This window comes from Catenibacterium faecis (genome assembly GCF_014306455.1).
In the GTDB taxonomy this organism is placed as follows: Bacteria; Bacillota_I; Bacilli_A; order Erysipelotrichales; family Coprobacillaceae; genus Catenibacterium; species Catenibacterium mitsuoka_A.
This window is the reverse complement of sequence record NZ_JACRWG010000003.1, coordinates 1-26,576: the sequence shown is the minus strand read 5'-3', so window position 1 is coordinate 26,576 and position 26,576 is coordinate 1. Positions and strand designations below refer to the sequence as shown.

Here is a 26,576-nt window from a genome sequence, read left to right as displayed (position 1 = left end):
TTGAAGTCTTTAACGGATGTGGTGTTTTGATATCATCTTTTGGATGAATATAGGTATAAAGAATTCTATCACAAATGCGGATGCATAGAATAATGCAATATGAATTATTGTGATAGGCATGATTAATGGAATAATCATCATCTTTATTGTGAAAATCATAATCACTTCTAGAAGAATCCATACAAATGTACCTAATATTAATGCGTTTTTCAAGTATGTGCGATAGAAGCTGTGATCTATTCTCTTAGTTGTTAATCCCATGTTATAGAGATAGTCTCTTGTCTGTTTCTCTTCTCTTAAAATGAGATACTTAAGGTAAAAATAGAAACCATACAATAATATAAAGACAACTGCAATGAATTGTATTAGTACTTTCTTGTTGTTATTGATAAGAGAATTGATTGCATCATTATCTACAAATGCACCCTCTACCTTAAAACCTAATCTTTCTAATTCATTCTTTACCTGATTGATATTCTTAAGACTATCTACTCTTAATGTATAAGCATCTGGACGCCATGGTGTTTTCATGATGATATCATTTACATCATTCATAGTATAGTTTTCAGGAAGAACATTTTCAAATGTTATAAAACCTTCTTCGAGCTGAGTATCCTCTATACTATAAACGACAACACTTTCTTTGGCTTTAAAAGTTTCCATATAAGGTGCTATACAGTCGCTAGGAATATAAACATATGGATTTCCTGTACCGACACTATTTGTACTTATAGCTGATCCTGGTTTTAAAATTCCTCTCACAGGCAGGTTCATATAAACAAGTTTTACACAAGGTGTGTTGATATCGATCCACTCATCACCATCAGATGATGTTCCCACTTGAGAAATACCAGAAGCATTATAGACAGGTATTGGAACCCATAATCCTATTTTTAACTTCTTGATATTAATATCCTCTAGTCTAAGGTTATTTTCTTCTAAGAAAGCTTCCATTTTTTCGTTGCTTAAATAGACACCTTTATTATCAGCATGTTTAATAGTGATGTTTGTATAATCATCCCTACTATCATAAGTTTGAAGCATAAAGATGGATGAACTACCATTCATGTGACCATCAGATAGTGATATCTGATCATAGTTATTTTCTGTTGCACCATTCATATCATCCGTCCATTCTGAGAAGGTGCTATAGTGAACATCATATCTCCATGTAAGGCGTTCTATGTGACTGACACTTTTAATCTTATTGTAATCCTGCTGACTCAGAGGTGTTTCTCCAGAATAGTATGTATAATAATCATTCTTATATTTTTCTTTGTAGACAACAAGGTCTCTAGAAGCAACAGAATTAATTTTGTCTTCATAAGAAGCACTATATGTTCCATAAATATTATAACTATAAGCACATATAATCATTGTGAAAGCAATAAGTATATTCATTACTGTTCTGAAAGTACGATGTGAAAAATGAATATCCATGTTTTTATCTTTTAGGATAGGTGCTTTTATTAGATTCTTCTCTTTGGATAGATCTCTATCTATGATTAATGCACCCTCCACTTTATAAAGCGTATCAGCTGCTTGAATCATTCTACTATCATGTGATGCACTAATTACATAATGTCCTTTATCTGCATATTCCTTGAGAATATGAATCATTGTCTGTGCATAACCTGCATCAAGCGCAGCAGTAGGTTCATCTAAGATAAGTATTTCAGGCTGTCTCATTAAGGCTAAATAAACAGCAGCACGTGTTTTTTCTCCTCCAGATAAACTTTTAGGGTATTTATTTTCAAGGGGCTTTATACCTAATTGTTTTTCATAATCAGGAATTCTTTTACATCCTAATTTTTCTAGCTGTTTAATATGACTGCCAATAGTCATTCCTTCTATAAATAAAGGGATCTGATGAACATTTGCGAGATGATTATAAATAAACTTTTGTTTATTTTCTTCATCAAGAGTATCTATTCTTTCACCTTCATAAAGATAAATACAGTCATAAGCAAATTGGAAGGCTTTAAGAAATGTGGATTTTCCTGATCCGCTTCTTCCTTTGATAACAGTTAAATGTCCACATTCAGCGCAGAATGAAGCATCTTTAAATAGAGTCTTTTTTCCAAAAGACACATTAAGTTGTTTAATTTCAAGCATATTAAACCACCTCATTTCTTAGTTCTGTAACAATATCAATCTTTTTGATAAATCTAGATTGTGTCATCACTCTTTCTAAAAGAAGTGCAATTATAAATACAAAAGTAGATATAAGAGGTGCTACAAGTGAGAATATACCTGTTAAAAGCAACATGATAATAGATATAATTGTACTAATTACTAAAACAGCACAAAGCCCAATAATGCTTTCGGTAAGAGATATATGAATCAAATCTTTTTCTCGTAAGCCAGAAATTCTTAATAAAACAAGTTCGCTCTTTCTTTGCATTAATAAATGTGACTCAAGAACAATATCAATAATCATAGCTACAAGAATAATAATACCTGCAAACGTAAACATCAGCATTTGATAATAGTTGTTTAAGCTATTCATCGATTCTCTATCTGTAAATGAATCATTGATTGTATAACCACTCTTTTCATAGCCTTTAAGAGCCTTTTCTAATGCATCGTATGTATCATAGCAGATTACGTATCCTATATATTGTTTATCTTTACTATTCTTTTCATAAATGGATTTTATTAATGAATAAGGCATATAGATATATCTTTGACTTTTTACTACATAATGGACTTGTTTGGAATTTTTAAATACACCATTCATATCAAAACTATGTTCAGTTTGATGCATTCCTTCTCTATCTTTAATGGTTATATCAAGGCTTATTTTATTGTTCTTGGATTTCTGATTGAGAATATAGAAGGTAGATTCATCCATATAGATACCATTTTGTTTATCCTGTATAGGTCTATCTATATACTTGGATAAATCATCTTCTTTGAAATAGGGAACAATAAAAACTTCTTCACCATTTACATCAGTAGACATTTTATATAAAGGATATGCATTCTTATCATTTAATGTAATCAGTTTACTATAATCCTGATCTACATAAAAATGTTCATCTTTCGTGATAATAGCTTTGTTTTCTAATTGTCCTACTAGCATCTGCATTGCCTGCTTTTTAGAATTATGAATAATTCCAGTCATAACCTGACATGAAACAAGACTTAAAACAAAAACCATCAATAAAAGAACATACATGAATCTATAATGTTTCATATACGTTTTAACATACTCAATACAGAAATTTTGATTAATAGAAGGGGCTGTCCCTTCACCGCTTTGATCTTCTGAAAGCAAAAAATCAGAAGATGAAAGCATACCATCTTCAATCATATAAGTAATATCAGCATATTCTATTGCACAATCAGAATGTGATGCCATAACAATAGTCATATCATGACTCAGTTCTTTTAGGATTTCATATATTTGTATTTCATTATCATGATCTAAAGAAGCAGTCGGTTCATCAAGAATAAGAACTTGTGGATGACTAATAAGCGCACAAGCAATAGAAAGTCTTTGTCGCTCACCAAGAGAAAGTGTCATAACATTCTGTGATGGAGAGACATCTAAATGCATCCTATCAAGGTATTCATCTATATCATCATCAGTTAGAACTTTATTATGAATAGATGCAAAATATTGAAGTGTACCTGTTACATCAAGATGAGGAAGAAGACTGCTTTCTTGTAAAACATAACTTATACGACTTCTTCTATATTCATCTCTTTCCTCTCCTTCTATGAGTTTTCCATCATAAAAATATTTATAACTGCTTTTATTATCCATGAGGGCAATACAATAAAGAAGTGCAGTTTTTCCTGAGCCACTTTTACCTCTTAGAAGAGTAATAGAATGAGCAGGAATACTGAAAGATGCATGATCTAGAATAACTCTATCATAGGCGATGGTTACATCTTTGAGTTCAATCATATTATTATTCCTTTCTAAATATGAATTCCAGTGGAACTAGAAGTCATAGTGTTTAATAATCCTATATATAATAATAGCAATTTATAAAAAAATGTATACCCTTACATTGAATTTATTTAAATCCTTGGACAATAAGTCAATATAAGTAAAAATAAGTTGGTAAAAGCATCTCTTGAAAATATTAGGTTAAACTAACCGTTGTATATATCGCATGGAAGATAAATATTAAAAGGGCAGTTAACTGCCCTTAAGTCTTCCAACCTTATGAATGCATAGTGTAGTAATAAATTCTTCTAGTAGAATGCTGAAGAACCATAATAAGCATGCATAGAGAATAATAGGTATATGCATCATGAAAGTCATAAAGATACTTATGATTAGTAGTATGATTAAATAGAATACGTAGTAGTAAACATAATCATATCGTGCAAGAGATTTTAACTCTTTAATACTTAATCCATTCTCATATAGGAAGAAGTATTCATCCTTATTGGAATCAATCGTCTTTTGACGATGGTAGACAAGAATAATCAACATGATAATAAATATCGCACATATCAGCATCATTAAACTATTCATCATTCTAGAATTAATCTGAGTGAGGTGATCAAGATTCACATTAGAATATACTGTTAAGTGAGGATCAATATCATTGATTTGTGAAAGAATACTAGATATATATTGTGCATCATCCACACTCACAAGTAACATATTTACATCATTAATCTCAAAGTATTTCCTATATATAGCTTCAGGAAGATAGAGTACATCATCTCCTTGAGAAGAAATAGTATTCTTTTTGTTTATGTAGGATGAAATATGAAAAGTATGATTGTTGATGGTGATGTCCTTACCTAAATTCTTGATTGTATGAGATGCTTTGATTGTATCACCGGTATAAGATTGTACAATTAAAGTATCAGTCACTGTTTCATAGAATGGAGTGATATGAATATGTTCTATTTCATTGAGGTCTCTTCTTATATCCATTCTAATGGGCTCAGTAATAGAATCATAAGCATACTTACTGTTATTTCCGTAATAGAGGCGTACATCTAATAGTTTCTCTTGTATCGCATTGATCTCATGTGAGTAGTATGTACGATATCCTAATATACCTATAGTCATAGAAAGAATCAAACCAAAGAGTATATAAAGTATTTTAGAAGAACGTATAAGATGTTTCTTGTAATAAGATAAATAGTTTTGTGGTTTTCTAGTAATAGAAGTGGTTTCTAGTTCTTCTATCATACTCTTTTTGATAGGTACTATTTTATGATTCTGAATCTCATAGAGATCATCTGCATAATCAAGAATACGTTTATCATGAGTTGCGATAAGAACGCATACTGGATGTGTATGAATATAATCGCTAAGTAGTTCTATTAATAACTTGCAGTTAATAGAATCTAGAGAAGCTGTTGGTTCATCTAAAAGAAGGAGAGAAGGGTCTTTCATTAATGCAAAGGCGATAGCTGCACGTTGTCTTTCTCCTCCTGATACATGATCAGGTGTCTGATTGAGTAGATGTTCTATCTTCATAGAACATAGAATATCATGCATTCTACTTTCGTTATATTCCTGTCCAGAGAGTAGGAATGCGAATTCCATATTCTCTCTAATGGTCATGTTATTGAATAATGTACTTTCTTGATGTACATAACCAATCTTTTCTTTCCTTGTAGTAAGAGGGTCATCAATAGAATGACCCTCCATTAAATAATCACAGGCTAAAGGGGCTACAAGTCCTAATTGATTCAATAAGGTTGTTTTACCTGTACCACTTTTTCCTTTGATTGTAGTAATGCTGTTGTTAGATAAGGTGATGCTTGCATCATCAAAAATCACTCTATCAAATGTGATAGAAAGATGTTTAATATCAATCATGATCCGTACTCGTTACCATTATTTTATTTGTAATATAGAAGACTAATGTAGTCACAACAGCACTTACTAAACCTATAATCATCTTGATTGAATTGTTTACTAACGCAAACTCACTTGATGAGAATAGTCTTAAACAGAAGGAAAGAAGAACAACTATAAATAGGAATGTAGACATAAACTGTATATCAACCATATGGATGGATTGAATCTGTTTCTCGTTTAAATCAAGTTCTCTATATCTTATATATTCTCTTGATTTATTATAGAGGATTAAGAAAACAACATAGGCAATAAGACCCACAACAGTATAGATGAGAATCATAGTCTTTGTATTTTTAGAATCCTTTTGACGCATCTTTGCTGTTTGTTTGTAATCATCACTCTCTATATAAGTAACGATGTTTGGAGATATTTTATTGAGCCCATTTCTTACCTGGTCTACATAACTTGCATTTTCACACTCAATTGCATAAGTTGCAGGAACATAATCAACAATATGTTCATTTAGATCTTCATATAAACTAATTGAAACATTAGTTGTACGATATTTATTTATAATAGAGTTCGCAAAGTCATTGTTTAAATAGACTTTTAATGCGTTATTTCCTGTGAAGTCATCCTGATCTTCATTTGATTTGATGACACCATAGATTTTAATAGATACTCTTTTCTTCTGATAAACAGGATGTCGTTCAATTACATCATAAGATTTTTTCTGTAATCCATTTTGATCACCATATCGCATAGTGTCATTATATTCAGTAGAACATACAGGTACACCTATATCCATTTTCATGGTTATAGGAAAATCTGAATCAGTCAATTCTAACGTTTTCATAAGACCTTCGCTTATATAATTTTTGTTTTTATTACCAAATTGACCCTTTATATAACTTGATACAACAACATTATCATCAGTAGAATATTCTCTACCCTTGACTGACATATATGCAATTAAATTATCATCCTCATCATTTCTTGTATTATAATTACGAGCTGGGAACTGATAATAGCTTGTTATACTTTTAACTCCTTTGATAGATTGAATAGATTGTATTTCTTGAGGAGTCATAGAAAATCCTTGGTCATATTCCATGAATCTATAACCAGAAGGTAATTCATTTCTTGTAATGTATTCCTTGCCAGTATAGATAATTTTACTAGTCAAGTTATCCATCATAGATGCTGTATTCTTGTTTGTCATATATAACTCAATACCAGAATATAAAGTCATATTGATAATAACTAAACACAACAAAGCATATAAGAGGATACTGAACTTTTCTTTTTTGCTTTTTACATGTGCAATTCTTTTAGGGGTAAACTCCTGTGTCATTGAGAGAGGTTCACCATTAATTTCAGTATCTTTGATACGAGTAAATTGAAGATTCTCAATTAAATACTTAATATCCAAATACTCATCAAATTCTTCATCATGAATAGTAAGAATAATAACACGGTTATGACTATATTCTTTTAATAATTTCATGATTGAATGTTTATCTTCATAATCTACAGAAGATAAAGGTTCATCTAATATAATACAAGGACTATTAGAATAAACACTTAAGGCTATCATGATTCTTTTCTTTTCACCTAAGGAACAAGAATCATATTTCTGTGATAAGCTGGCTTTAATATTTAAACTGTTGAATAGTTCATCTATTGTATTTTGATCATGCTCTCTATTGTATACAGATTCTATTAATTCAAATTGCTGGGCTATGGTAAGGTCTTTTTTTAAGAGTGCATCCTGATTTCCATAGAATATAGATGAACTATCATTGATAAGGGAGTTAACAGGAATCTGCTTAGAGATAATTTTTAAGAGAGTGGTTTTTCCACAGCCGCTCTCACCAGCAATACCTATAATACCAATAGAAGGAGCAATGAAATTGGCTCCTTCGAAGAGTATTCTATTAGTTTTGTATGTGAAATTATTTAATTCAATCATTTAGTTCTCACCATCCAATTGTATGATTTTTAAAGTCGTCTACGGTTGCAGTTACATATGCACTAGAATAATAAGTATCGATTTTTGTAACATAAGTGTTAAATTTTTTAAGGGACATTTATATTTCCGTGCCACATCTCCGCTAGATACTTTCTTTGATATATATGATATAAACTTATAATAGCATATAAATGTCAGCGCTAACATAATTATTATATATATAATGTAAACATAAAGGGACAATGAATTATAAAATTCACTGTCCCTTTAAAATGATCAGTTATATGTACCTTATGAATACAAAAAGTAATTCAATAATAGCAACGATGATATATGTAATGGTCCAACGTTTCTTCGTTTTTTGGGATGACTGTGGTCTCATTTGGTTAGGTATTATAAACAAAAGAGTACAAACAACAATATATAAACCACCAGTAATACCATTTAGATATTTTGAACAATACAACAATAATAATATAAAACAGTATGTAGTTGCGTAAGGCAGATATTTATCTTTCATGATATTTACCTTCTTCTATAATCGTTAATTATAGAATATAAACAATAAACACATCAAAAATCACGGCTATGATAGTAAAAACAAACCATCCAATCTTAGTTTTTTTAGATTCAGCTTTATCTAAATAAAAAGGTAAACCTGTCATCATTGTAAGAAAAATAAGAAAGTTTGGTGCTATACGACTTGGTAAAAATCTAGAACAATATGACAATATACATATCAACACTGTGATTAAATATAAAGGTTTTTTAGGCAAAAGTATAGATTTGATTTTATTCATAACAACCTCTCTTTCGTAATTAGTGACCACTAACTGAATTATATATTCTATTTGAAATATGTCAATATTTTACTTATATCATTATTGATAATTTTAAAGTGAAAAGTTAAATTCCACTGTAAGCAGGTCAAAGTTGCGTTTAGTCTTTCGTAACTTTCTAGTTGATTTTTTAACAAGTATATAGTTATTGTGATATCTTTTTCTTTATTTTATGAAAGGCTAATTATTATGACAAAATTAAATAAGAATCTGTATCTAAAAGGCGTTTTGTGATTGTATGTGTCATAAACCAACATATATAATATATATGAAGAGGTATTCCAATTGAATAAAGAAAGGAGAATAGTTATGAAAAAGTTAATTCAATTGTTGGTGGTACTCTGTATTTTTGTAATAACGGGCTGTAAAACAAATAAAGAACGTTATCTATCTATTACAACAAGTGGATATGATAAGAAGGGGAATGTAGTAGTGAATATCTATGAATATTCATTATCTACTAAGAAAGTGACTAAAAAGTATACTTCTTCTAATCCACTTGGTGTCTATTCTAAATCTAATAATGCTGTATATTATGCTGAAGAAGATAATAGTGGTGATCATCTGTATACTTATGATCTTGATACAAAGAAATCTAAAAAGTTGTCTGGTGGATTAACCGCAATTAACAGAATTATTCCTGTAGAGAATAATATCTATGTATTAGGCGTAGAAAAAGGTCAAAGATCACTCAAGCCTTATCGTTATAATATAGAAACAAAGAAGTTCAGTAAGATTAAGGCAGAAGAGGGTTTGGATTTTGATCATATGGTCTATGATGTTTTCAATCATGATTTATATCTATGTGCAAGTAATCAAAAAGAAGAAGATCAGGCATTAGAAGAAGCAAATGCGGGTAAGGGAAGTAAGTATATTGCACCTAATACGCATATTTATCGTTTGAAGAATAATCAACTCAAACGTATCTATACTACAAATCGCAAGTTAGTCTATAGAATGCTTCCAATGGAAAATGGAAATCTTACATTTACTGAAAGTGACACCATTCCAGCATGGAATCCTCAATATCATACATATACATTAGATACAAAAACAAATAAGAAAAAAGCAGGAATGAATATTGATGAAATCATGGATGTAACACAGTATGCTTGTTTTAGTTCTTCTCATCAGATTATTCTTCTTGGGCGCAATGATAAACATCAAGGATTATATACATATGATATTGATTCAGGTAAAACTGAATTATTGTATGAATCTAAAAATGAATTAATTAATAGTTTTGAATTATTAGAATAAATAAAATACCCACAGCGTGTAACTGTGGGTATTTAGATAATAAAAAAATAGACCTAAGTCTATCTTCTAATCGTATGGAGCGGGTGATGGGAATCGAACCCACGTAGTCAGCTTGGAAGGCTGAAGTTCTACCATTGAACTACACCCGCAAATGAAAACGATCTTTCGATCGTATTTTGAGAAATGGTGACCGGTACGGGATTCGAACCCGTGAATGCATGCGTGAAAGGCATGTGAGTTAACCGTTTCTCCAACCGGCCACTGGCGCTTGAAGAGGGATTTGAACCCCCGACCGATCGGTTAACAGCCGATTGCTCTACCGCTGAGCTATTCAAGCACTTTTAAATATAAAATGGAGCGGGTGATGGGAATCGAACCCACGTAGTCAGCTTGGAAGGCTGAAGTTCTACCATTGAACTACACCCGCATGGAATGGTGGGGAGAGACGGATTCGAACCATCGAACTCGTAGAGAACTGAGTTACAGTCAGCCGCGTTTAGCCACTTCGCTACCTCCCCACTGGTGCCGACTAGAGGAATTGAACCCCCAACCTACTGATTACAAGTCAGTTGCTCTACCAATTGAGCTAAGTCGGCATGTGAAGCTAAATTTTAATAAAAATGGTGGAGGTTAACGGGCTCGAACCGCTGACCCTCTGCTTGTAAGGCAGATGCTCTCCCAACTGAGCTAAACCTCCAATATTCTTGGGATATACCGGCCGTTAGACCGATGCTTAAGTGTTAGTGCCATATCCCAACCAAGCACGCTCATATAATATACCAAGTGTTATGCGATTCGTCAACATGTTTTTATAATTTTTTTAACTAAATTTAATTTTTTTTATTTTTTGCCATTCTATCGCACTGTGCAATAAGAAAAGTTATAATTGAATAAGTGATAAAGGAGATATAAAAAATGGCAGAATTATTGTATCAAGGACATGGAAGTTATCGCATTGTGTCTAATGAAGGTGTAGTGATTTATGTGGATCCTTATGCAGGTGAAGGTTATGATATGCCTGCAGATATTGTGATTGTAACGCATGAACATAGTGATCATAATCAGGTTGATCTTGTTACATTAAAAGACGATGGTGTGATTTTAAGACATGGAGATCTATTTGTGGATGGCGAATATCCTATTAAGAAGATTAAGAAAGTAATGATTGAAGGAACACCTGCAGAAAATAAGAATCATACAAGAGAAGAATGTGTTGGTTTTATTATGACTGTAGATGGTATTACATTATATGGTGCAGGAGATACAAACTATTATCCTGAAATGGAAAGCTTCAATGATTTAGATTATGCATTATTACCGGTAGATGGTATTTATAATATGAGTGCACAGGAAGCAAGTCGTTGTGCACATGTGATTGATTCTCGTTATTTTATTCCTATTCATACTTCACCTACACAATTATATGATGAAGATATTGCGAAAAGCTTTAAATCACCTCATGCTTTATATATAAAGCCAGGTGAAAGGTTGAAATTATAGTCCAAAATGAAAAGACCACTTGATGTGGTCTTTTATGTTAGTTCTGATCGAAATATCTGTTGAATTTGACGATGAATGTTGTAATTTGATCATTACTTGTAACAGAAATATCACCATGATGGAGGTCTACTATATTCTTAGTGATTGCTAGTCCTAAGCCAGTACCACCTGTTTTAGAGTTTCGTGATGAGTCTGTACGATAAAATTTATTAAATAGAAGTGGGATATCCTCTGATGCAATAGTATCACCATGGTTGATGACTTTAACAGTTGCATATTTCTCATCACCGGATACTTCTATCTTTAAATCGGTATTATGATAGCCATACTTGAGTGCATTAGAAATAAGATTATCAAATACACGGGCTAATAATTGACCATCTCCCTGAACATAGATATTCTCTTCAGGTAAATCTACTATTGGTGTAATATTACAGTCTTTAAATGAAGGATAGAACTCATCTGTCATCTGCATAATTAATCCAGATAGATTAATCATACTCTTATTCAACTTGATATCTGCATTATCAAGTTTAGTGAATTCAAAGAGGTCATCCATCATTTCCTGTAGACGTATTGATTTCTCATACGCAATACCAGAATACTTATGTACATCTTCTTTAGATAAAGCTGTATCATCTTTAATCAATTCAAGATATCCTACAATAGTTGTAAGAGGTGTTCTTAAGTCATGGGCTACGTTTGTGATTAATTCATTCTTTTGTCTTTCTGCATTACGTTCTATATCTAATGCAGCTCTTTCTTTTTCTTTTAGCTTTTCACTTTCTTTTTCTTTTGCAAGCAATGTTTTTGATAAGACATTGATGTTCGCGGCAAGAGAACCTAATTCATCATCATATTCTACTTCACACTGTACACCATAATTACCACTTGTTACCTGTTGGATAGAACGTCTGAGCTTTCTAATATATTCAATTGTGAAATCAATCAGTTTAAAGAAGATTTCTACAAAGACAATAAAAGAAATCGCATAACATAATGCATAACGCATTTCATTTGGTACCGCAATAGGAATAATTCTATCGAATATAATTCCTAGAATAGAATAAATAAGAAATGCGACAAGATAACTTAATGTAATATTAATCAACAAACGCCATTTAAAAGAAGAAATAAACAGCTTTCTTAGTTTCTGCATCATAATTCGAACTTATAACCAATGCCCCAGACAGTAATAATATGTCTTGGTGTACGAGGCTGTCTTTCAATCTTTTCTCTTAGTTTTCTAATATGTACCATGATGGTATTGTTGGCATGTGTTGCTTCTTCATGCCATATTTTTGTATAGATATCTTCAGTAGAGAATACTGTACCAGGATGTGAGGCAAGTAATACTAAGATTTCATATTCAATCTTAGTCACAGCTACTGGACGATTATCTACAGAAACCATCTTCTTATTTGTATCAATAAGAAGGTCATTGGCCTGAATAATAGAATTATCTACACCAATAGGCTTACTATATACCTGATAACGTCTTAATTGTGACTTAACACGTGCCACTAATTCCATTGCATTAAAAGGTTTTGCGATATAATCATCAGCACCCTTTAATAATCCTTCAATCTTATCCTGATCAGCTGTCTTGGCTGATACAAAGATAACTGGGATGTTGTACTTTTCTCTGATCATCTCTAATGCCTGTAAACCATCTACCCCAGGCATCATCATATCTAGAATTACAAGATCAATCTTGAACTTTTCAAGATCACGTAATAATGTATAGGCATTATAACGCTTTTCAACATGATAACCTTCTTGACTTAAATAAATTTCAATAAGATCACAAATTTCTTTTTCATCATCAATAACTAATATACGAGGTGTTTCCATATGTTTATCCTCCCAAGCCATATCATAATATAATTAATTAATAAAATAAAGAAAAGAATTGCATACGACGGGGGAATTTGCTATAGTTGTAAAGGGCACAAACGGGTCTTCCGTAGGTGCTTTTTTTTGTTTAATATAGAGAAAGAGGTGAAGAGAATGGCAAAATTCATATTTGTCACAGGTGGTGTCGTATCAGGTCTAGGGAAAGGTTTAACAGCTGCATCTTTAGGTAGAATATTAAAACAAAGAGGATTAAAAGTATTCATGCAGAAACTTGATCCTTATATCAATGTGGATCCAGGAACTATGTCTCCTTATCAGCATGGTGAAGTTTATGTAACAGCTGATGGCGCAGAAACAGACTTAGACTTAGGTCATTATGAACGTTTTATTGATGAAGACTTAAACAAAAACTCTTCAGTTACAACTGGTAGAGTATATAGCGATGTAATTTCTAAAGAAAGAAGAGGGGATTACTTAGGCGCAACAGTACAGGTTGTTCCTCATATTACTAATGCGATTAAGGACAAGATTTATGCTGCAGAAGAATCTTCTCAGGCAGATATCGTTATTACAGAAATCGGTGGTACTGTAGGAGATATCGAATCATTACCATTTATTGAAGCAATTAGACAGGTAAGACTCGATAGAGGCTACAAGAATACTCTTTATATACATACAACTTTACTTCCATATATTGGTGCCAGCCATGAAGTAAAGACTAAACCAACACAGCATAGTGTTAAGGAATTATTAGGATATGGTATCCAGCCAGATATCATTGTATGTCGTAGTGAACATACTATTTCTGATGAATTAAAGGACAAGATTTCTTTATTCTGTAATGTTCCTAAGGAAGCTATCATCTCTAACTATGATGTAGATGTTCTTTATGAATTACCAGTAGAATTATTAGATCAGCATATGGATGATGTTGTACTTGATCATTTAAGAATTGAAGCTCCTGAAGCTGATTTCACTGAATGGCGTGAATTAGTTGAAAGAGTTAAGAACTTAAAGGATACAGTTAAAATCAAGATGGTTGGTAAGTACTGTGAATTCCCAGATGCTTACTTATCAGTTAATGAAGCATTAAAACATGCTGGTTACTATGCAAACAGTGAAGTTGAAATTGACTGGGTTAACTCTGAAGAAGTAACTAAGGAAAATATCGCTTCTAAGCTTGCTGATGCTGATGGTATCTTAGTACCAGGTGGATTTGGTAACAGAGGTGTTGAAGGCATGATTGTTGCTATCCAGTATGCAAGAGAACATGATATTCCATTCTTAGGAATCTGTTTAGGTATGCAGTGTGCTTCTATTGAATATGCAAGAAATGTATGTAAACTTGATGATGTTAACTCATTAGAATTCGATAAGAACTGTATGACTCCATTAATTTCATTAATGCACGATCAGTCTTTAGAAAACATGGGTGGTACTCAGAGACTTGGTAACTACACTTGTGAATTAAAAGAAGGTACAATTGCACATAAGTTATATGGAAAGGATCTTATCCAGGAAAGACATAGACATAGATATGAATTCAATAATACATATCGTCAGATGTTAGAAGATGCAGGACTTGTTATCTCTGGACGTAATCCAAAGAGAGATTTAGTAGAAATCGTTGAAGTGCCTAACCATCCATATTTCGTTGCATGTCAGTTCCATCCAGAATTCAATTCTAGACCAAATAGAGCACATCCTCTATTCCAGGGACTTATAGATGCAGCACATAAAAAGAAATACAATTAATACATTGGCATGAGGGTAACCTCATGCCTTTTGTGTTACAATAAAAAGCATGGAGGTATGGTTATGCGTATAGGACAGTCAATAGATATTCATCAGTTGGTAGAAGGAAGAAAGCTTATTCTAGGTGGTGTAGAAATTCCTTATGAAAAAGGGTTAAAGGGACATAGTGATGCAGATGTTCTTCTACATGCAATTATTGAATCAATCATTGGGGCATTAGGTGAAGGTGATATCGGGAAACATTTTCCTGATACAGATGATCGTTACAAAGGTATTTCTTCAATGATCTTGTTAGAAGAAACATATAAGTTGATGAATGAAAAAGGTTATAAGATTGGGAATGTGGATGCAATCATTATGACAGAACAGCCAAAGATGGCACCTCATATACCTACAATGAGACATAATATTGCGGAAGCACTTCATTGTGATGTGACACAGATTAATGTGAAAGCCACTCGTGGTGAAAAGCTTGGCTTTGTAGGAAGAGGAGAAGGGATTGTTTCTCAGGCAGTCTGTTTACTTGAAAATGTGTAATAGTTATGTAATTTTTGAACAAGGTGATGTTTTTACATCATCTTTTTTGTCACTCAGATATCTTTTATAGTATAATGAAGGGGCGAAAGAGGTGATACTAGTGAAATGGAGGAACAAATTGATTACTGTCATTTTACTATTATTTATTTTCCTTGAATTATTTTCTGTTTTTAAGATTACCACTATGGCAACCTTTGAATTGAAACAGACAGTATTTACTTATGAATTAGGACAGGAAGTATCACAGAATATAGAGGATTATGTCATCTGTCCAGATAGAATAAAAAAATCACTTACTTTAAACTTGAAGCGTGTTAACTTGAATAAAGTAGGTAACTATAATGCAAGTATTGAATATGCAGGACGTGATTATGGCTTTAAGATTAAGATTGTAGATACAAAAAAACCAACAGTAAAACTTAAAAAGCTTGTTTATTATGTGAATCCTAATCAGCCACTCTATGCAAAAAATACAGTAGCTGAAGTCAATGATGCGTCTTTAACACAAATCTATTTCTTAAAGAAAGAAAATAGTGAAGAACTTGTGAAAGAGAAAACATATGAAAAAGTAGGTACATATATTGAACGTGTTGTAGTAAGAGATGAACAAGGTAATACCTCTTTTCCAATGCGTATTAAAGTGATTGTAGCCAATGAGTTGGTTGTTCCTGTGATCAAAGGTGCAGAAGATAAAGTCATTCATTTAGGTGATAACTTTAATGCAAGAGAAGGTGTCACTGCATATGATAATGAAGATGGTGATTTAACAAATAAGATTGTTGTTACAGGTAAAGTACAGACTAATACTGTAGGATGTTATACTCTAACATATACAGTCACTGATAGTTCTAAGAATATGGCTAAGGTTACAAGAGTAGTGGAGGTTATTGAATGATCACATATATCTTTATGGCGATATGTATAGCAGTTTTTGTTTATATTAATTATTTTTCTAAGGATAATAAAACTTCAGAAGCAATGCATTTAGGTGCTTTATATACACCTTATGTGAAAAATAGAGGAGAATATTGGCGATTTATTACATCTGCTTTTATTCATACAGAATTTCTTCATTTATTTATGAATATGTACTGTATCTTCTATTTAGGACGTATGTTTGAAACACTACTTGGACCAGTACGTTATTTAATACTTGTCTTAGTTTCTATTGTGATGAGTTCACTCGCTACTTATTACTATTCTTATAGAGATTCTAATGTGGATAACTCTATCACAATTGGTGCAAGTGGTTTATTCTATGGCTTTTTAGGGGCTATTATTGGACTAGGTTTATTTAAAGGCGGTGCTTTCTTTGATTTATTAAGAGGCTATTTACCTTGTATTGCGATTAACCTTGCCTTTACTCTTATGAATTCTCGTATTTCTAAGACAGGACATGTAGGTGGATTAGTTGGTGGATATCTTACTATGTATATTATGTATCTCTTAAAAGTGATATGAGAATACTAATTGATGGAGATGCAACACCAGATATTGAAAAAATCGCTTTTTTGTGTGATAAATATGATATAAAGATGATAGTGTATTGTGATATGAATCATTTCTTTGATTATGAATCGGTTATTATGTGTGATCAGGGGAATGATAGTGTTGATTATGCCATTTTAAAAGATGTGAAGAAGGGTGATCTTGTGATTACACAGGATTATGGTGAAGCAGGTATGCTTCTTACAAAAGGTGCGATTGTTGTTCATCCTTCAGGGTTTATTATTGATTCTAATAATATAGACTCACTTTTAATGACACGCTATATCAATGGAAAGATGCGTAAGCATCAACTTGTCAAAGGGCCAAAGAAACGTACACAAGATACAAGAAAGAGATTTTTAAAAACAATAGAGGGGATTATATCAAATGAAATATAAGTTAATTGCATTAGATTTAGATGGTACATTAAAGAATTCAGAAAATAAAATTACTGATGAAACACGTAAGACACTTATTAAAGCACAACAGTTAGGTGCAACAATAGTTCTTGCATCAGGTAGACCGACACCTGGTTTAAGACATGAAGCAGCTGCACTTAAATTAGAAAAGTATGAAGGTTATTTATTATCATTCAATGGTGCTAAGGTAATGGATGCGAAAACAAGACAGACTATGTTTGAACAGCGTTTGACTATTGAGCAGGCTAAAAAAGCATATGATGAAGCAAAGAAACATAATCTTGCGATTATGACATATTATGATGATGCTGTTTATACTGAAGATGTAGATGATCAGTATGTGAATATTGAAGGACGTATTAACGATATCGAAATTAAAAAGACTGAATCTTTTAAATCAATTTTAAGAGATCCTATTAATAAAGTATTATGTACAGGTGATCCTGAACATGTGGCTTCTGTATTAGAAGACTATAAGAGTGCATTCCCAGGTTTAAGTATTTACCGTTCTGCACCATTCTTTATTGAAGTTATGGCACCAAATATTGATAAAGCAGCTTCTTTAGATAAGCTAGTAAAGATGCTTCATCTTACAAAAGAAGAAGTGATTGCCTTTGGTGATGGATTCAATGACTTATCACTCATTGAATATGCAGGCTGTGGTGTCGCTATGGCCAATGCAGTAGATGAAGTCAAAGAAAGAGCTGATGTTGTCACTTTATCAAATGATGAAGATGGTATTGCTTATATGTTGAAGAAACTAGAGGAGGAACTAAGAGATGAATCAAATGCCTAAAGATCCAGTGATGTTACTTAGCTGGTTAAATATGAAACTCAGAGACCAATATGAAGATCTTGCAGACTTATGTTATGACTATCATATTCCTATGCAGGACATCGTAGATAAGATGGAAGCTATTGGTTACCATTACACATACAAATCAAATCAGTTCAAATAAGAGTGTATAACCACTCTTATTATTTTGCCTAAAATTTGTCTTATTTAGAACCAAAATAACGCGATAACGTTAAAAATATAAATATATGGAGGAAAAAGGAAAAAATGTTAGAGCTAAAAGATTTTGAAGAAGCAAAAAAGAGAGTAGACGAAGTAATCATTCCAACACCTTTGATCTATAGTCCAGCGTTCTCTAAAGAGTGTAGAAATATGGTTTATATCAAACCAGAAAACTTACAGAGAACAGGCGCATTTAAGATTAGAGGTGCTTATAATAAGATTATGAAGATGGATGATGAATCCAAGTCTAGAGGACTTATTGCATCAAGTGCAGGAAACCATGCCCAGGGTGTGGCTTATGCCGCCCAGCAGTTAGGTGTTAAGGCTACAATCGTTATGCCTGCTCATACTCCACTTATTAAAGTAGATGCTACTAAGGCATTAGGTGCTGAAGTGGTTCTTCATGGTGAAGTGTATGATGATGCATATAATAAGGCAGTAGAATTACAGAAAGAACATGGCTATACATTTGTACATCCATTTGATGATGAAGATGTCATTGAAGGTCAGGGAACCATTGCCTTAGAAATCCTCAAAGAATTACCAGATGCAGATATTATTCTTGTACCAGTTGGTGGTGGAGGATTGATTTCAGGTATTGCTTGTGCAGCTAAGAAAGTTAATCCAACAGTGAAGATTATCGGTGTAGAACCAGAAGGAGCTGCAAGTGCCCTTGCTGCCATTAATGAAGATCGTGTTGTATCATTAAATGAAGCAGTAACTATTGCGGATGGCACAGCTGTTAAGACAATTGGTGAAAAGCCTTTTGAATATATTAAACAATATGTAGATGGTATTATCACAGTAAGTGATTATAAATTAATGGCGGCATTCTTAGTACTAGTAGAAAAACATAAACTTGTTGCTGAAAACTCAGGTATTCTTTCACTTGCTGCACTAAAGAAACTCAATGAAAAGAATAAGAAGGTTGTCTCACTGATTTCTGGTGGTAATATTGATGTACTTTCTATTTCTTCTATGATCAATAAGGGACTGATTGAAAGAGGAAGAATCTTTTCATTCTCATTACAGCTTCCAGATAGTCCAGGTCAGTTAGAAAAAGTCGCTCATATTCTTAATGAATGTAATGCGAACGTTGTGACTGCAGATCATAACCAGTTCAAGAACTTCGCAAGATTCTCTGAAGTAGAATTAAGAGTCACTTGTGAAACAAATGGGGAAGCGCATATTGTCTCTATTATTGAAACATTTAAAAAGAATGGATTTGAAATTCAGCGTATCAACTAAGGAATAGCAATCAGCTATTCCTTTTTTATAAAATTAAGTGAAAATTTAGTTTTAATAGAATAATAATGGTGCTATAATGTGAAAAACAGATTTTTGAGAGGGGGATTTAAGTGTTAGAACTAAAGAATTTTGAAGAGGCAAAGAAGAGAGTGGATGAAGTCATTCTTCCTACACCTTTGATTTATAGCCCAGCTTTTTCTAAAGAAAGTAGAAATACTGTTTATATCAAACCAGAAAACTTACAGAGAACAGGCGCATTCAAGATTAGAGGTGCTTATAATAAGATCATGAAGATGGATGATGAATCTAAATCTAGAGGACTTATTGCCTCAAGTGCAGGAAACCATGCTCAGGGTGTAGCTTATGCCGCCCAGCAGTTAGGTGTTAAGGCTACAATCGTTATGCCTGCCCATACACCACTTATTAAAGTAGATGCTACTAAGGCATTAGGTGCTGAAGTGGTTCTTCATGGTGAAGTCTATGATGATGCATATAATAAGGCAGTAGAATTACAGAAAGAACATGGCTATACATTTGTACATCCATTTGATGATGAAGATGTCATTGAAGGTCAGGGAACCATTGCCTTAGAAATTCTCGAAGAATTACCGGATACAGATATTATTCTTGTACCAGTTGGTGGTGGAGGATTGATTTCAGGTATTGCCTGTGCCGCTAAACTTATTAAACCAACAGTTAAGATCATCGGTGTAGAACCAGAAGGTGCTGCCAGTGCCCTTGCTGCCATTAATGAAGATCGTATCGTTTCATTAAATGAAGCAGTAACTATTGCGGATGGTACAGCTGTTAAGACAATTGGTGAAAAGCCTTTTGAATATATTAAACAATATGTAGATGGTATTATCACAGTCAGTGATTATGAGTTAATGGATGCATTCTTAGTATTAGTAGAAAAACATAAGCTTGTAGCTGAAAATTCAGGTATTCTTTCACTTGCTGCATTAAAGAAACTCAATGAAAAGAATAAGAAGGTTGTTTCACTTGTATCAGGTGGTAATATCGATGTACTTTCTATTTCTTCTATGATTAATAAGGGACTTATTGAAAGAGGAAGAATCTTCTCATTCTCAGTACAGCTTCCAGATATTCCTGGACAGTTAGAAAAAGTTGCACATCTATTAAATGAATGTAATGCGAATGTTGTAGCGGTTGATCATAACCAGTTCAAAAACTTCGCAAGATTCTCAGAAGTAGAATTAAGAGTCACTTGTGAAACAAATGGGGAATCTCATATCGATACAATTGTTGAAACATTTAAACAGAATGGTTTAGAAATTCATCGTGTTAACTAGGGAATAACGTAACGTTATTCCTTTTTTCGTCTATTTCACTATTGTGCATTTTTTTGTGATATCCTATAGATAGGAGGAAAATTGATATGTTACTAGGAATTGATGTAGGAGGGACTTCTGTCAAATATGCAACATGCGATGAAAAGGGTCATTTATTTGACAAGGGGTCTTTTAAAACACCTGATACTTTAGAAGACATGTATCAGGCTATTGAAACTATTTTTAAAGAAAGAGATGTTGATGGTATTGCGTTAAGTATGCCAGGAGCTGTTGCAAGTGACGAAGGGGTCATTTATGGTGCGTCTGCCATTGACTATATTCATGGTCCTAATATAAAGAAGGATCTAGAAGAAAGATTACAGACACGTGTAGAATTAGAAAATGATGCCAACTGTGCAGCACTTGCTGAAGTATGGCTAGGTGCCGCTAAAGACAACCAGGATTGTTGCTTTGTGGTATGCGGTACAGGTATTGGCGGTGCTGTGATTAAGGATAAGAAGATTCATAAGGGTAAACATCTTCATGGTGGTGAATTTGGTTATATGATTAATAACTTTGATGCAGATTCACTTGAGTTTAACTTTTGGTCTCTTGATTCTACAGTTGCCATCGTAAAAGGTGTAGAAAAAGAACTAGGTGAAACATATGATGGACGATATATCTTTGATCATGCCGACGAAAATGAAGTATTTAAGAAGTATGTCAATCGTTTCTATTATGCTCTTGCAGTAGGTATTTATAATATTCAATATTCCTATGATCCAGAAGTGATTATTATTGGTGGGGGCATCTCTGTAAGAGAAGATATGATTGATGAAATCAATAAGCGTTTAGATATTATTATAGATAAGGTTGAACCAGCGCGTATTAAGCCTGTTGTAAAGAAATGTGCCTTTGCGAATGATGCCAATATTATTGGTGCAATCTATCACTATTTAACAATTTCTAAATAGTAAAATAAAAAAATTTTTGAGTATTCATTTTTTGCTTGCTTACAATCTTAATATCGTTTATACTACAACAGAAGGAGTGAGAATATGAACGCAAACACAATTATGACAACTTCAGTTTTCGCAAACGTGTTTCCTAAGGGTTCTTATTTTCATTTTTTAGATTTCTTATTTTAAGGACATATCATCTATTGGTGATATGTCTTTTTCATAATTGAGGAGGTTGACTATGAAAGCTTATTTAATTTTAGAAGACGGACATGTGTTTGAAGGGGAAAGCTTTGGATATGAAAAAGAAGTCATAAGCGAATTTGTCTTCAATACTTCAATGACTGGTTATGTAGAAGTGTTGACAGACCCATCTTATGCAGGTCAGAGTGTTGTAATGACTTACCCACTTATTGGTAACTATGGTGTATGTTTAGAAGATCAGGAATCTGAACACCCATATGTTGAAGGATTTGTAGTAAACGAATTATCACGTTTAGGATCTAACTTTAGAAAGAATGAAGATTTAAATGATTATTTAGTACGTAATCATATCCCAGGTATCCAGGGAATTGACACACGTGCACTTACTAAGTTACTTCGTAATGATGGTTGTATGAATGGTATGATCACTACTCATAAGTATGAAGTAAGCGAAGTCATCGACAAGATTAAAGCATTCAAGGTACAGGGTGTTGTAAAAGCATGTACATGTAAAGAAAAACATACTGTAGGTACAGGCAGAATGAAAGTTGCTTTATATGACTTTGGTGCTAAGCGCAATATTGCGAATGAATTAGCAAAGAGAAACTGTGAAGTAACAGTATTCCCAGCCACTACACCTGCTTCTGAAGTATTAGAAGGTAACTTTGATGGTATTATGTTAAGTAACGGTCCTGGTGACCCAGCTGAAGTAACTGATATTATCGCAGAAGTGAAGAAATTATCAGAAAGCGGTATGCCAATTTTCGCAATTTGTCTTGGACATCAGTTAATGGCTCTTGCTCATGGCTTCAAGACAGAAAAATTAAAATATGGACATCATGGTGCAAACCATCCAGTTAAGGATTTAGACACTAACCGTGTTTACATCTCTACACAGAACCATAACTATGTTATCAAGGATGATTCAATTGATCCTGCAGTGGCTAAGGCTTGGTTTAGAAATGTAAATGATGGCACTATTGAAGGTGTTGAATATTTAAATAAGAATATCAAAACTGTTCAGTTCCACCCAGAAGCAAATGCTGGACCTAGAGATACTGAATATTTATTTGATGAGTTTATTAAGATGATGGAGGGAAAGTAGAATGCCTAAGAATAAAGATATAAAAAAGGTTCTTGTTATTGGATCAGGACCAATTATTATTGGACAGGCAGCTGAATTCGACTATGCAGGTACTCAGGCTTGTCGTGCATTAAAAGAAGAAGGAATTGAAGTCGTTCTTATTAACTCTAACCCTGCAACAATCATGACTGATAAGGATATTGCAGATCATGTTTATATTGAACCTTTAACAGTTCCTGTTGTTAAAAACTTAATCTTAAAAGAAAAACCAGATTCAATCTTACCAACTCTTGGTGGTCAGAATGCCTTAAATATTGCTATGGCACTTGATGATGAAGGTTTCTTAGAAGCACATAACGTACGTACTATCGGTACTAATACAACTACAATCAAGCTTGCAGAAGACCGTCTTGAATTTAAGGAATTAATGGAAAGAATCCATGAACCAGTGGCTGCTTCAACAGTTGTTAACCATGTAGATGATGCATTAGAATTTGCTGAAAAGATTGGTTATCCAGTAGTAGTAAGACCAGCTTATACACTTGGTGGTACTGGTGGAGGTATTGCTGAAACTCCTGAAGAATTACATGATATCTGTACTAATGGTTTAAGATTATCACGTGTATCTCAGTGCTTAATTGAAAGATGTATTGCCGGTTGGAAGGAAATCGAATACGAAGTAATGAGAGATGGCAATGGTAACTGTATTACAGTATGTAATATGGAAAACGTTGACCCAGTAGGTGTTCATACTGGTGACTCTATCGTAGTAGCTCCTTCTCAGACTTTAGGTGATAAAGAATATCAGATGTTAAGAAGCTCTGCTTTAAATATCATCACTGCATTAAATATCAAGGGTGGATGTAACGTACAGTTCGCATTAAACCCAAATTCTTTTGAATATTGTGTTATCGAAGTTAACCCACGTGTCAGCCGTTCTTCAGCTTTAGCTTCTAAAGCAACTGGTTACCCAATTGCGAAGTTAGCTGCTAAGATTGCATTAGGTTACTCACTTGATGAAATCGTGAACGCTGTAACAGGTAAGACATATGCTTCTTATGAACCGACATTAGACTATATTGTATGTAAGATTCCTAAATGGCCATTCGATAAGTTCTATGGTGCATCAAGAAAACTTGGTACACAGATGAAGGCAACTGGTGAAGTTATGGCAATCTGTAATAACTTCGAAGGTGCTTTAATGAAGGCATTACGTTCACTTGAACAGAATGTATTCTATTTATCAATTCCTGAAATGGAAGGTAAAGACACAGAATACTTAAGAACTAAATTAAAAGATGTAGATGACCAGAGAATCTTCGCAGTAGCTGAAGCATTAAGACAGGGCATTACTGAAGAAGAAATCCATAATATCACTAAGATTGATTCATGGTTTATTGATAAGATCAAACATCTTGTAGAAATCGAAAATAAATTAAAGACAGAAGAATTAACTCCAGAATTATTAAAGGCTGCTAAGAGAGCTGAATTCCCAGATAGAGTTATTGCAGACTTAACTGGTAAAGATAAGAATGAAATTCATGATTATCGTTTAGAAAACAATATCACTGCTGCATTCAAGACAGTTGATACTTGTGCTGCAGAATTTGATGCTGAAACTCCATATTTCTATTCAGTATATGGTGGAGAACATGAAATTAAACCAGATAACACTCGTAAGAAGGTTATGGTATTAGGTTCAGGACCAATTCGTATCGGACAGGGTATCGAATTCGACTACTGTTCAGTACATTGTGTATGGGCATTAAGAGCTGCTGGCTATGAAACAATCATCGTCAACAACAACCCAGAAACAGTTTCTACTGACTTCGATATCGCTGATAGATTATACTTTGAACCACTTACTCAGGAAGATGTTCAGAGCATTGTTGAACTTGAAAAACCAGATGGCGCAATCGTTCAGTTTGGTGGTCAGACAGCAATCAAGTTAACTCAGGACTTAATGGATATGGGAGTTCCTATCCTTGGTACTTCAGCTGATAGCGTAGATGCTGCAGAAGACAGAGAACGTTTTGATGAAGTGTTAGAAAAATGTGAAATCGATCGTCCTAGAGGGGCAACAGTATTTACTGTAGATGAAGCATTAGAAGTTGCAAATAAATTAGGTTACCCAGTACTTGTACGTCCATCATATGTATTAGGTGGTGCAGGTATGGAAATCGCCTTAAATGATGGTGATATCAAGAAGTTCATGAAGATCATCAACCGTCAGTTCCAGGAACATCCAATTCTTATCGATAAGTACTTATCAGGTAAGGAAGTAGAAGTAGATGCTGTATGTGATGAAAACGGCGTACTTATTCCTGGTGTTATGGAACACGTTGAAAGAGCTGGTGTTCACTCTGGTGATAGTATCTCAGTATATCCACCACAGAAGATCAAGCCTGAAATCAAGCAAGTTATCTGTGACTACACTCAGCGCTTAGCAAAAGCATTACACGTTATTGGATTAATCAACATCCAGTTCATCGTATATGAAGATGAAGTTTATGTCATCGAAGTAAACCCAAGATCTTCTCGTACAATTCCATATATCTCAAAGGTAACAGATATTCCAGTAGTAGATGTTGCAACTAAGGTTATCATGGGTCATTCAATCAAGGATCAGGGTTATGAATATGGCTTACAGCCAGAAAAAGAAACTGTTGCAGTTAAGATGCCAGTCTTCTCATTTGAAAAGATCAAGGGTGCTGAAATTTCACTTGGCCCAGAAATGAAATCTACAGGTGAAGTATTAGGTATCGCAAAGACATTTGATGAAGCAATCTATAAGGCATTCATTGGAACAGGTATCAACTTACCAAAGAAGAAGAATATCATCTGTACAATCAAGGACAGCTCTAAAGAAGAATTCTTACCAATCGCTAAGCAGTTCTATATGTTTGGATATGACCTTTATTCAACAGAAGGTACTTATAACTTCTTAAAAGAACATGATGTACCAGTTCATAGAGTTAACAGAATTGCGGAAAAGTCTAACACAATCTTTGACTTAATGTTAACTGATACTGTTGACTTAGTTATCGATATTCCTACAAGAAACGATAACTTAAAGGACGGTTTCTTAATCAGAAGATTTGCAGTTGAAGCAGGTATCCCTATCTATACATCATTAGATACAGCACAGGCATTAATCAACTGTCTAGAAAAGAGACATCAGGGTCCAACTTCATTAGTTGATATTACAAAATTAAAGTAAACATTTTAAGGCTATGATTTTGAACCGCCCCTGTCAAGTAGACAGGTGAAATAATTAAAAACATGTACCCTTGCCTGCCACGTAGTGGCAGGCAATTTTTTTATGCATAATGTGTCGCCTTATATTTCTGTATCGCCTT

General features: G+C 33.3%; 21 protein-coding genes and 7 tRNA genes. 14 read left to right on the top strand and 14 right to left on the bottom strand.

Annotated elements, in window-relative coordinates:
- Positions 1-9 precede the first annotated feature (9 nt).
- The 5 genes from H8909_RS01830 to H8909_RS01810 form a co-directional block, all read right to left on the bottom strand.
- A complete protein-coding gene (locus H8909_RS01830; protein ID WP_226793575.1) occupies positions 10-2,115 on the bottom strand; it encodes an ATP-binding cassette domain-containing protein in 2,106 nt (701 codons plus the stop codon).
- 1 nt (position 2,116) lies between these two features.
- A complete protein-coding gene (locus tag H8909_RS01825; protein WP_187011620.1) occupies positions 2,117-3,916 on the bottom strand; it encodes an ABC transporter ATP-binding protein/permease in 1,800 nt (599 codons plus the stop codon).
- Positions 3,917-4,153: 237 nt separating this feature from the next.
- Entirely contained in the window at positions 4,154-5,803 is a 1,650-nt protein-coding gene (locus H8909_RS01820; RefSeq protein ID WP_187011619.1) for an ABC transporter ATP-binding protein/permease, read from the bottom strand.
- Positions 5,796-7,757, bottom strand: a complete 1,962-nt coding sequence (locus tag H8909_RS01815; protein ID WP_187011618.1) for an ATP-binding cassette domain-containing protein — start codon at positions 7,755-7,757, stop codon at positions 5,796-5,798. The genes H8909_RS01820 and H8909_RS01815 overlap by 8 nt, the downstream gene beginning before the upstream one ends.
- A 548-nt stretch (positions 7,758-8,305) precedes the next feature.
- On the bottom strand, positions 8,306-8,557 hold the full coding sequence (locus tag H8909_RS01810; protein WP_117458689.1) for a hypothetical protein: 252 nt from the start codon (positions 8,555-8,557) through the stop codon (positions 8,306-8,308).
- A gap of 348 nt (positions 8,558-8,905) precedes the next feature.
- Here H8909_RS01810 and H8909_RS01805 point away from each other — a divergent pair, with 348 nt between their 5' ends.
- Positions 8,906-9,856 (top strand): hypothetical protein, encoded by a 951-nt coding sequence (locus H8909_RS01805; RefSeq protein WP_187011617.1) that lies wholly within the window; start codon positions 8,906-8,908, stop codon positions 9,854-9,856.
- Positions 9,857-9,931: 75 nt separating this feature from the next.
- Here the strand turns inward: H8909_RS01805 and H8909_RS01800 are convergent.
- From H8909_RS01800 to H8909_RS01770, 7 genes are all read right to left on the bottom strand, one after another.
- Positions 9,932-10,005 (bottom strand) — tRNA-Gly (locus H8909_RS01800).
- A 35-nt stretch (positions 10,006-10,040) separates the two neighbouring features.
- Positions 10,041-10,116 (bottom strand) — tRNA-Glu (locus H8909_RS01795).
- A gap of 2 nt (positions 10,117-10,118) precedes the next feature.
- A tRNA-Asn gene (locus H8909_RS01790) sits at positions 10,119-10,193 on the bottom strand.
- 16 nt (positions 10,194-10,209) lie between these two features.
- A tRNA-Gly gene (locus H8909_RS01785) sits at positions 10,210-10,283 on the bottom strand.
- 6 nt (positions 10,284-10,289) lie between these two features.
- Positions 10,290-10,374 (bottom strand) — tRNA-Tyr (locus tag H8909_RS01780).
- A gap of 2 nt (positions 10,375-10,376) precedes the next feature.
- Positions 10,377-10,452 (bottom strand) — tRNA-Thr (locus H8909_RS01775).
- A 25-nt stretch (positions 10,453-10,477) separates the two neighbouring features.
- A tRNA-Val gene (locus tag H8909_RS01770) sits at positions 10,478-10,553 on the bottom strand.
- A gap of 218 nt (positions 10,554-10,771) precedes the next feature.
- Here H8909_RS01770 and H8909_RS01765 point away from each other — a divergent pair.
- Positions 10,772-11,356: an MBL fold metallo-hydrolase gene (locus tag H8909_RS01765; protein ID WP_187011616.1), complete on the top strand. Its 585-nt coding sequence runs from the start codon at positions 10,772-10,774 to the stop codon at positions 11,354-11,356.
- Positions 11,357-11,393: 37 nt separating this feature from the next.
- Here the strand turns inward: H8909_RS01765 and H8909_RS01760 are convergent, their stop codons facing one another.
- Together H8909_RS01760 and H8909_RS01755 are read right to left on the bottom strand one after the other, a co-directional pair.
- The gene (locus H8909_RS01760; RefSeq protein WP_187011615.1) at positions 11,394-12,518 is read right to left on the bottom strand and encodes a sensor histidine kinase; all 1,125 of its coding nucleotides are present in this window, start codon (positions 12,516-12,518) and stop codon (positions 11,394-11,396) included.
- A complete protein-coding gene (locus tag H8909_RS01755) occupies positions 12,515-13,210 on the bottom strand; it encodes a response regulator transcription factor (RefSeq protein WP_022424738.1) in 696 nt (231 codons plus the stop codon). The genes H8909_RS01760 and H8909_RS01755 overlap by 4 nt, the downstream gene beginning before the upstream one ends.
- Positions 13,211-13,366: 156 nt before the next feature.
- Between H8909_RS01755 and pyrG the strand changes: the two genes are divergently transcribed.
- The 12 genes from pyrG to carB all read left to right on the top strand — a co-directional run bounded on the left by pyrG (position 13,367) and on the right by carB (position 26,437).
- Positions 13,367-14,968: a CTP synthase gene (pyrG, locus tag H8909_RS01750; RefSeq protein WP_055233229.1), complete on the top strand. Its 1,602-nt coding sequence runs from the start codon at positions 13,367-13,369 to the stop codon at positions 14,966-14,968.
- A gap of 57 nt (positions 14,969-15,025) precedes the next feature.
- Positions 15,026-15,505: a 2-C-methyl-D-erythritol 2,4-cyclodiphosphate synthase gene (ispF, locus tag H8909_RS01745; protein ID WP_187011614.1), complete on the top strand. Its 480-nt coding sequence runs from the start codon at positions 15,026-15,028 to the stop codon at positions 15,503-15,505.
- A gap of 118 nt (positions 15,506-15,623) precedes the next feature.
- Positions 15,624-16,400: a DUF5011 domain-containing protein gene (locus H8909_RS01740; RefSeq protein WP_187011613.1), complete on the top strand. Its 777-nt coding sequence runs from the start codon at positions 15,624-15,626 to the stop codon at positions 16,398-16,400.
- Entirely contained in the window at positions 16,397-16,966 is a 570-nt protein-coding gene (locus H8909_RS01735; protein ID WP_230310204.1) for a rhomboid family intramembrane serine protease, read from the top strand. Before H8909_RS01740 ends, H8909_RS01735 begins: the two co-directional genes overlap by 4 nt.
- Complete coding sequence (locus H8909_RS01730; protein ID WP_006504827.1) at positions 16,963-17,391, top strand: YaiI/YqxD family protein; 429 nt, start codon at positions 16,963-16,965, stop codon at positions 17,389-17,391. Before H8909_RS01735 ends, H8909_RS01730 begins: the two co-directional genes overlap by 4 nt.
- Positions 17,381-18,208, top strand: coding sequence for a Cof-type HAD-IIB family hydrolase (locus H8909_RS01725; protein ID WP_187011612.1), 828 nt, complete (start codon positions 17,381-17,383; stop codon positions 18,206-18,208). The genes H8909_RS01730 and H8909_RS01725 overlap by 11 nt, the downstream gene beginning before the upstream one ends.
- Entirely contained in the window at positions 18,192-18,371 is a 180-nt protein-coding gene (locus H8909_RS01720; RefSeq protein WP_187011611.1) for a DUF4250 domain-containing protein, read from the top strand. The genes H8909_RS01725 and H8909_RS01720 overlap by 17 nt, the downstream gene beginning before the upstream one ends.
- A 104-nt stretch (positions 18,372-18,475) precedes the next feature.
- Positions 18,476-19,678: a threonine ammonia-lyase gene (gene ilvA, locus H8909_RS01715; RefSeq protein ID WP_187011610.1), complete on the top strand. Its 1,203-nt coding sequence runs from the start codon at positions 18,476-18,478 to the stop codon at positions 19,676-19,678.
- 110 nt (positions 19,679-19,788) lie between these two features.
- Entirely contained in the window at positions 19,789-20,991 is a 1,203-nt protein-coding gene (gene ilvA, locus H8909_RS01710; RefSeq protein ID WP_187011609.1) for a threonine ammonia-lyase, read from the top strand.
- Positions 20,992-21,077: 86 nt separating this feature from the next.
- Positions 21,078-21,944, top strand: coding sequence for an ROK family protein (locus H8909_RS01705; protein ID WP_187011608.1), 867 nt, complete (start codon positions 21,078-21,080; stop codon positions 21,942-21,944).
- Positions 21,945-22,170: 226 nt separating this feature from the next.
- A complete protein-coding gene (locus H8909_RS01700) occupies positions 22,171-23,238 on the top strand; it encodes a carbamoyl phosphate synthase small subunit (RefSeq protein ID WP_006504821.1) in 1,068 nt (355 codons plus the stop codon).
- A 1-nt stretch (position 23,239) separates the two neighbouring features.
- Positions 23,240-26,437, top strand: a complete 3,198-nt coding sequence (gene carB, locus H8909_RS01695) for a carbamoyl-phosphate synthase large subunit (protein ID WP_187011607.1) — start codon at positions 23,240-23,242, stop codon at positions 26,435-26,437.
- Positions 26,438-26,576 lie beyond the last annotated feature (139 nt).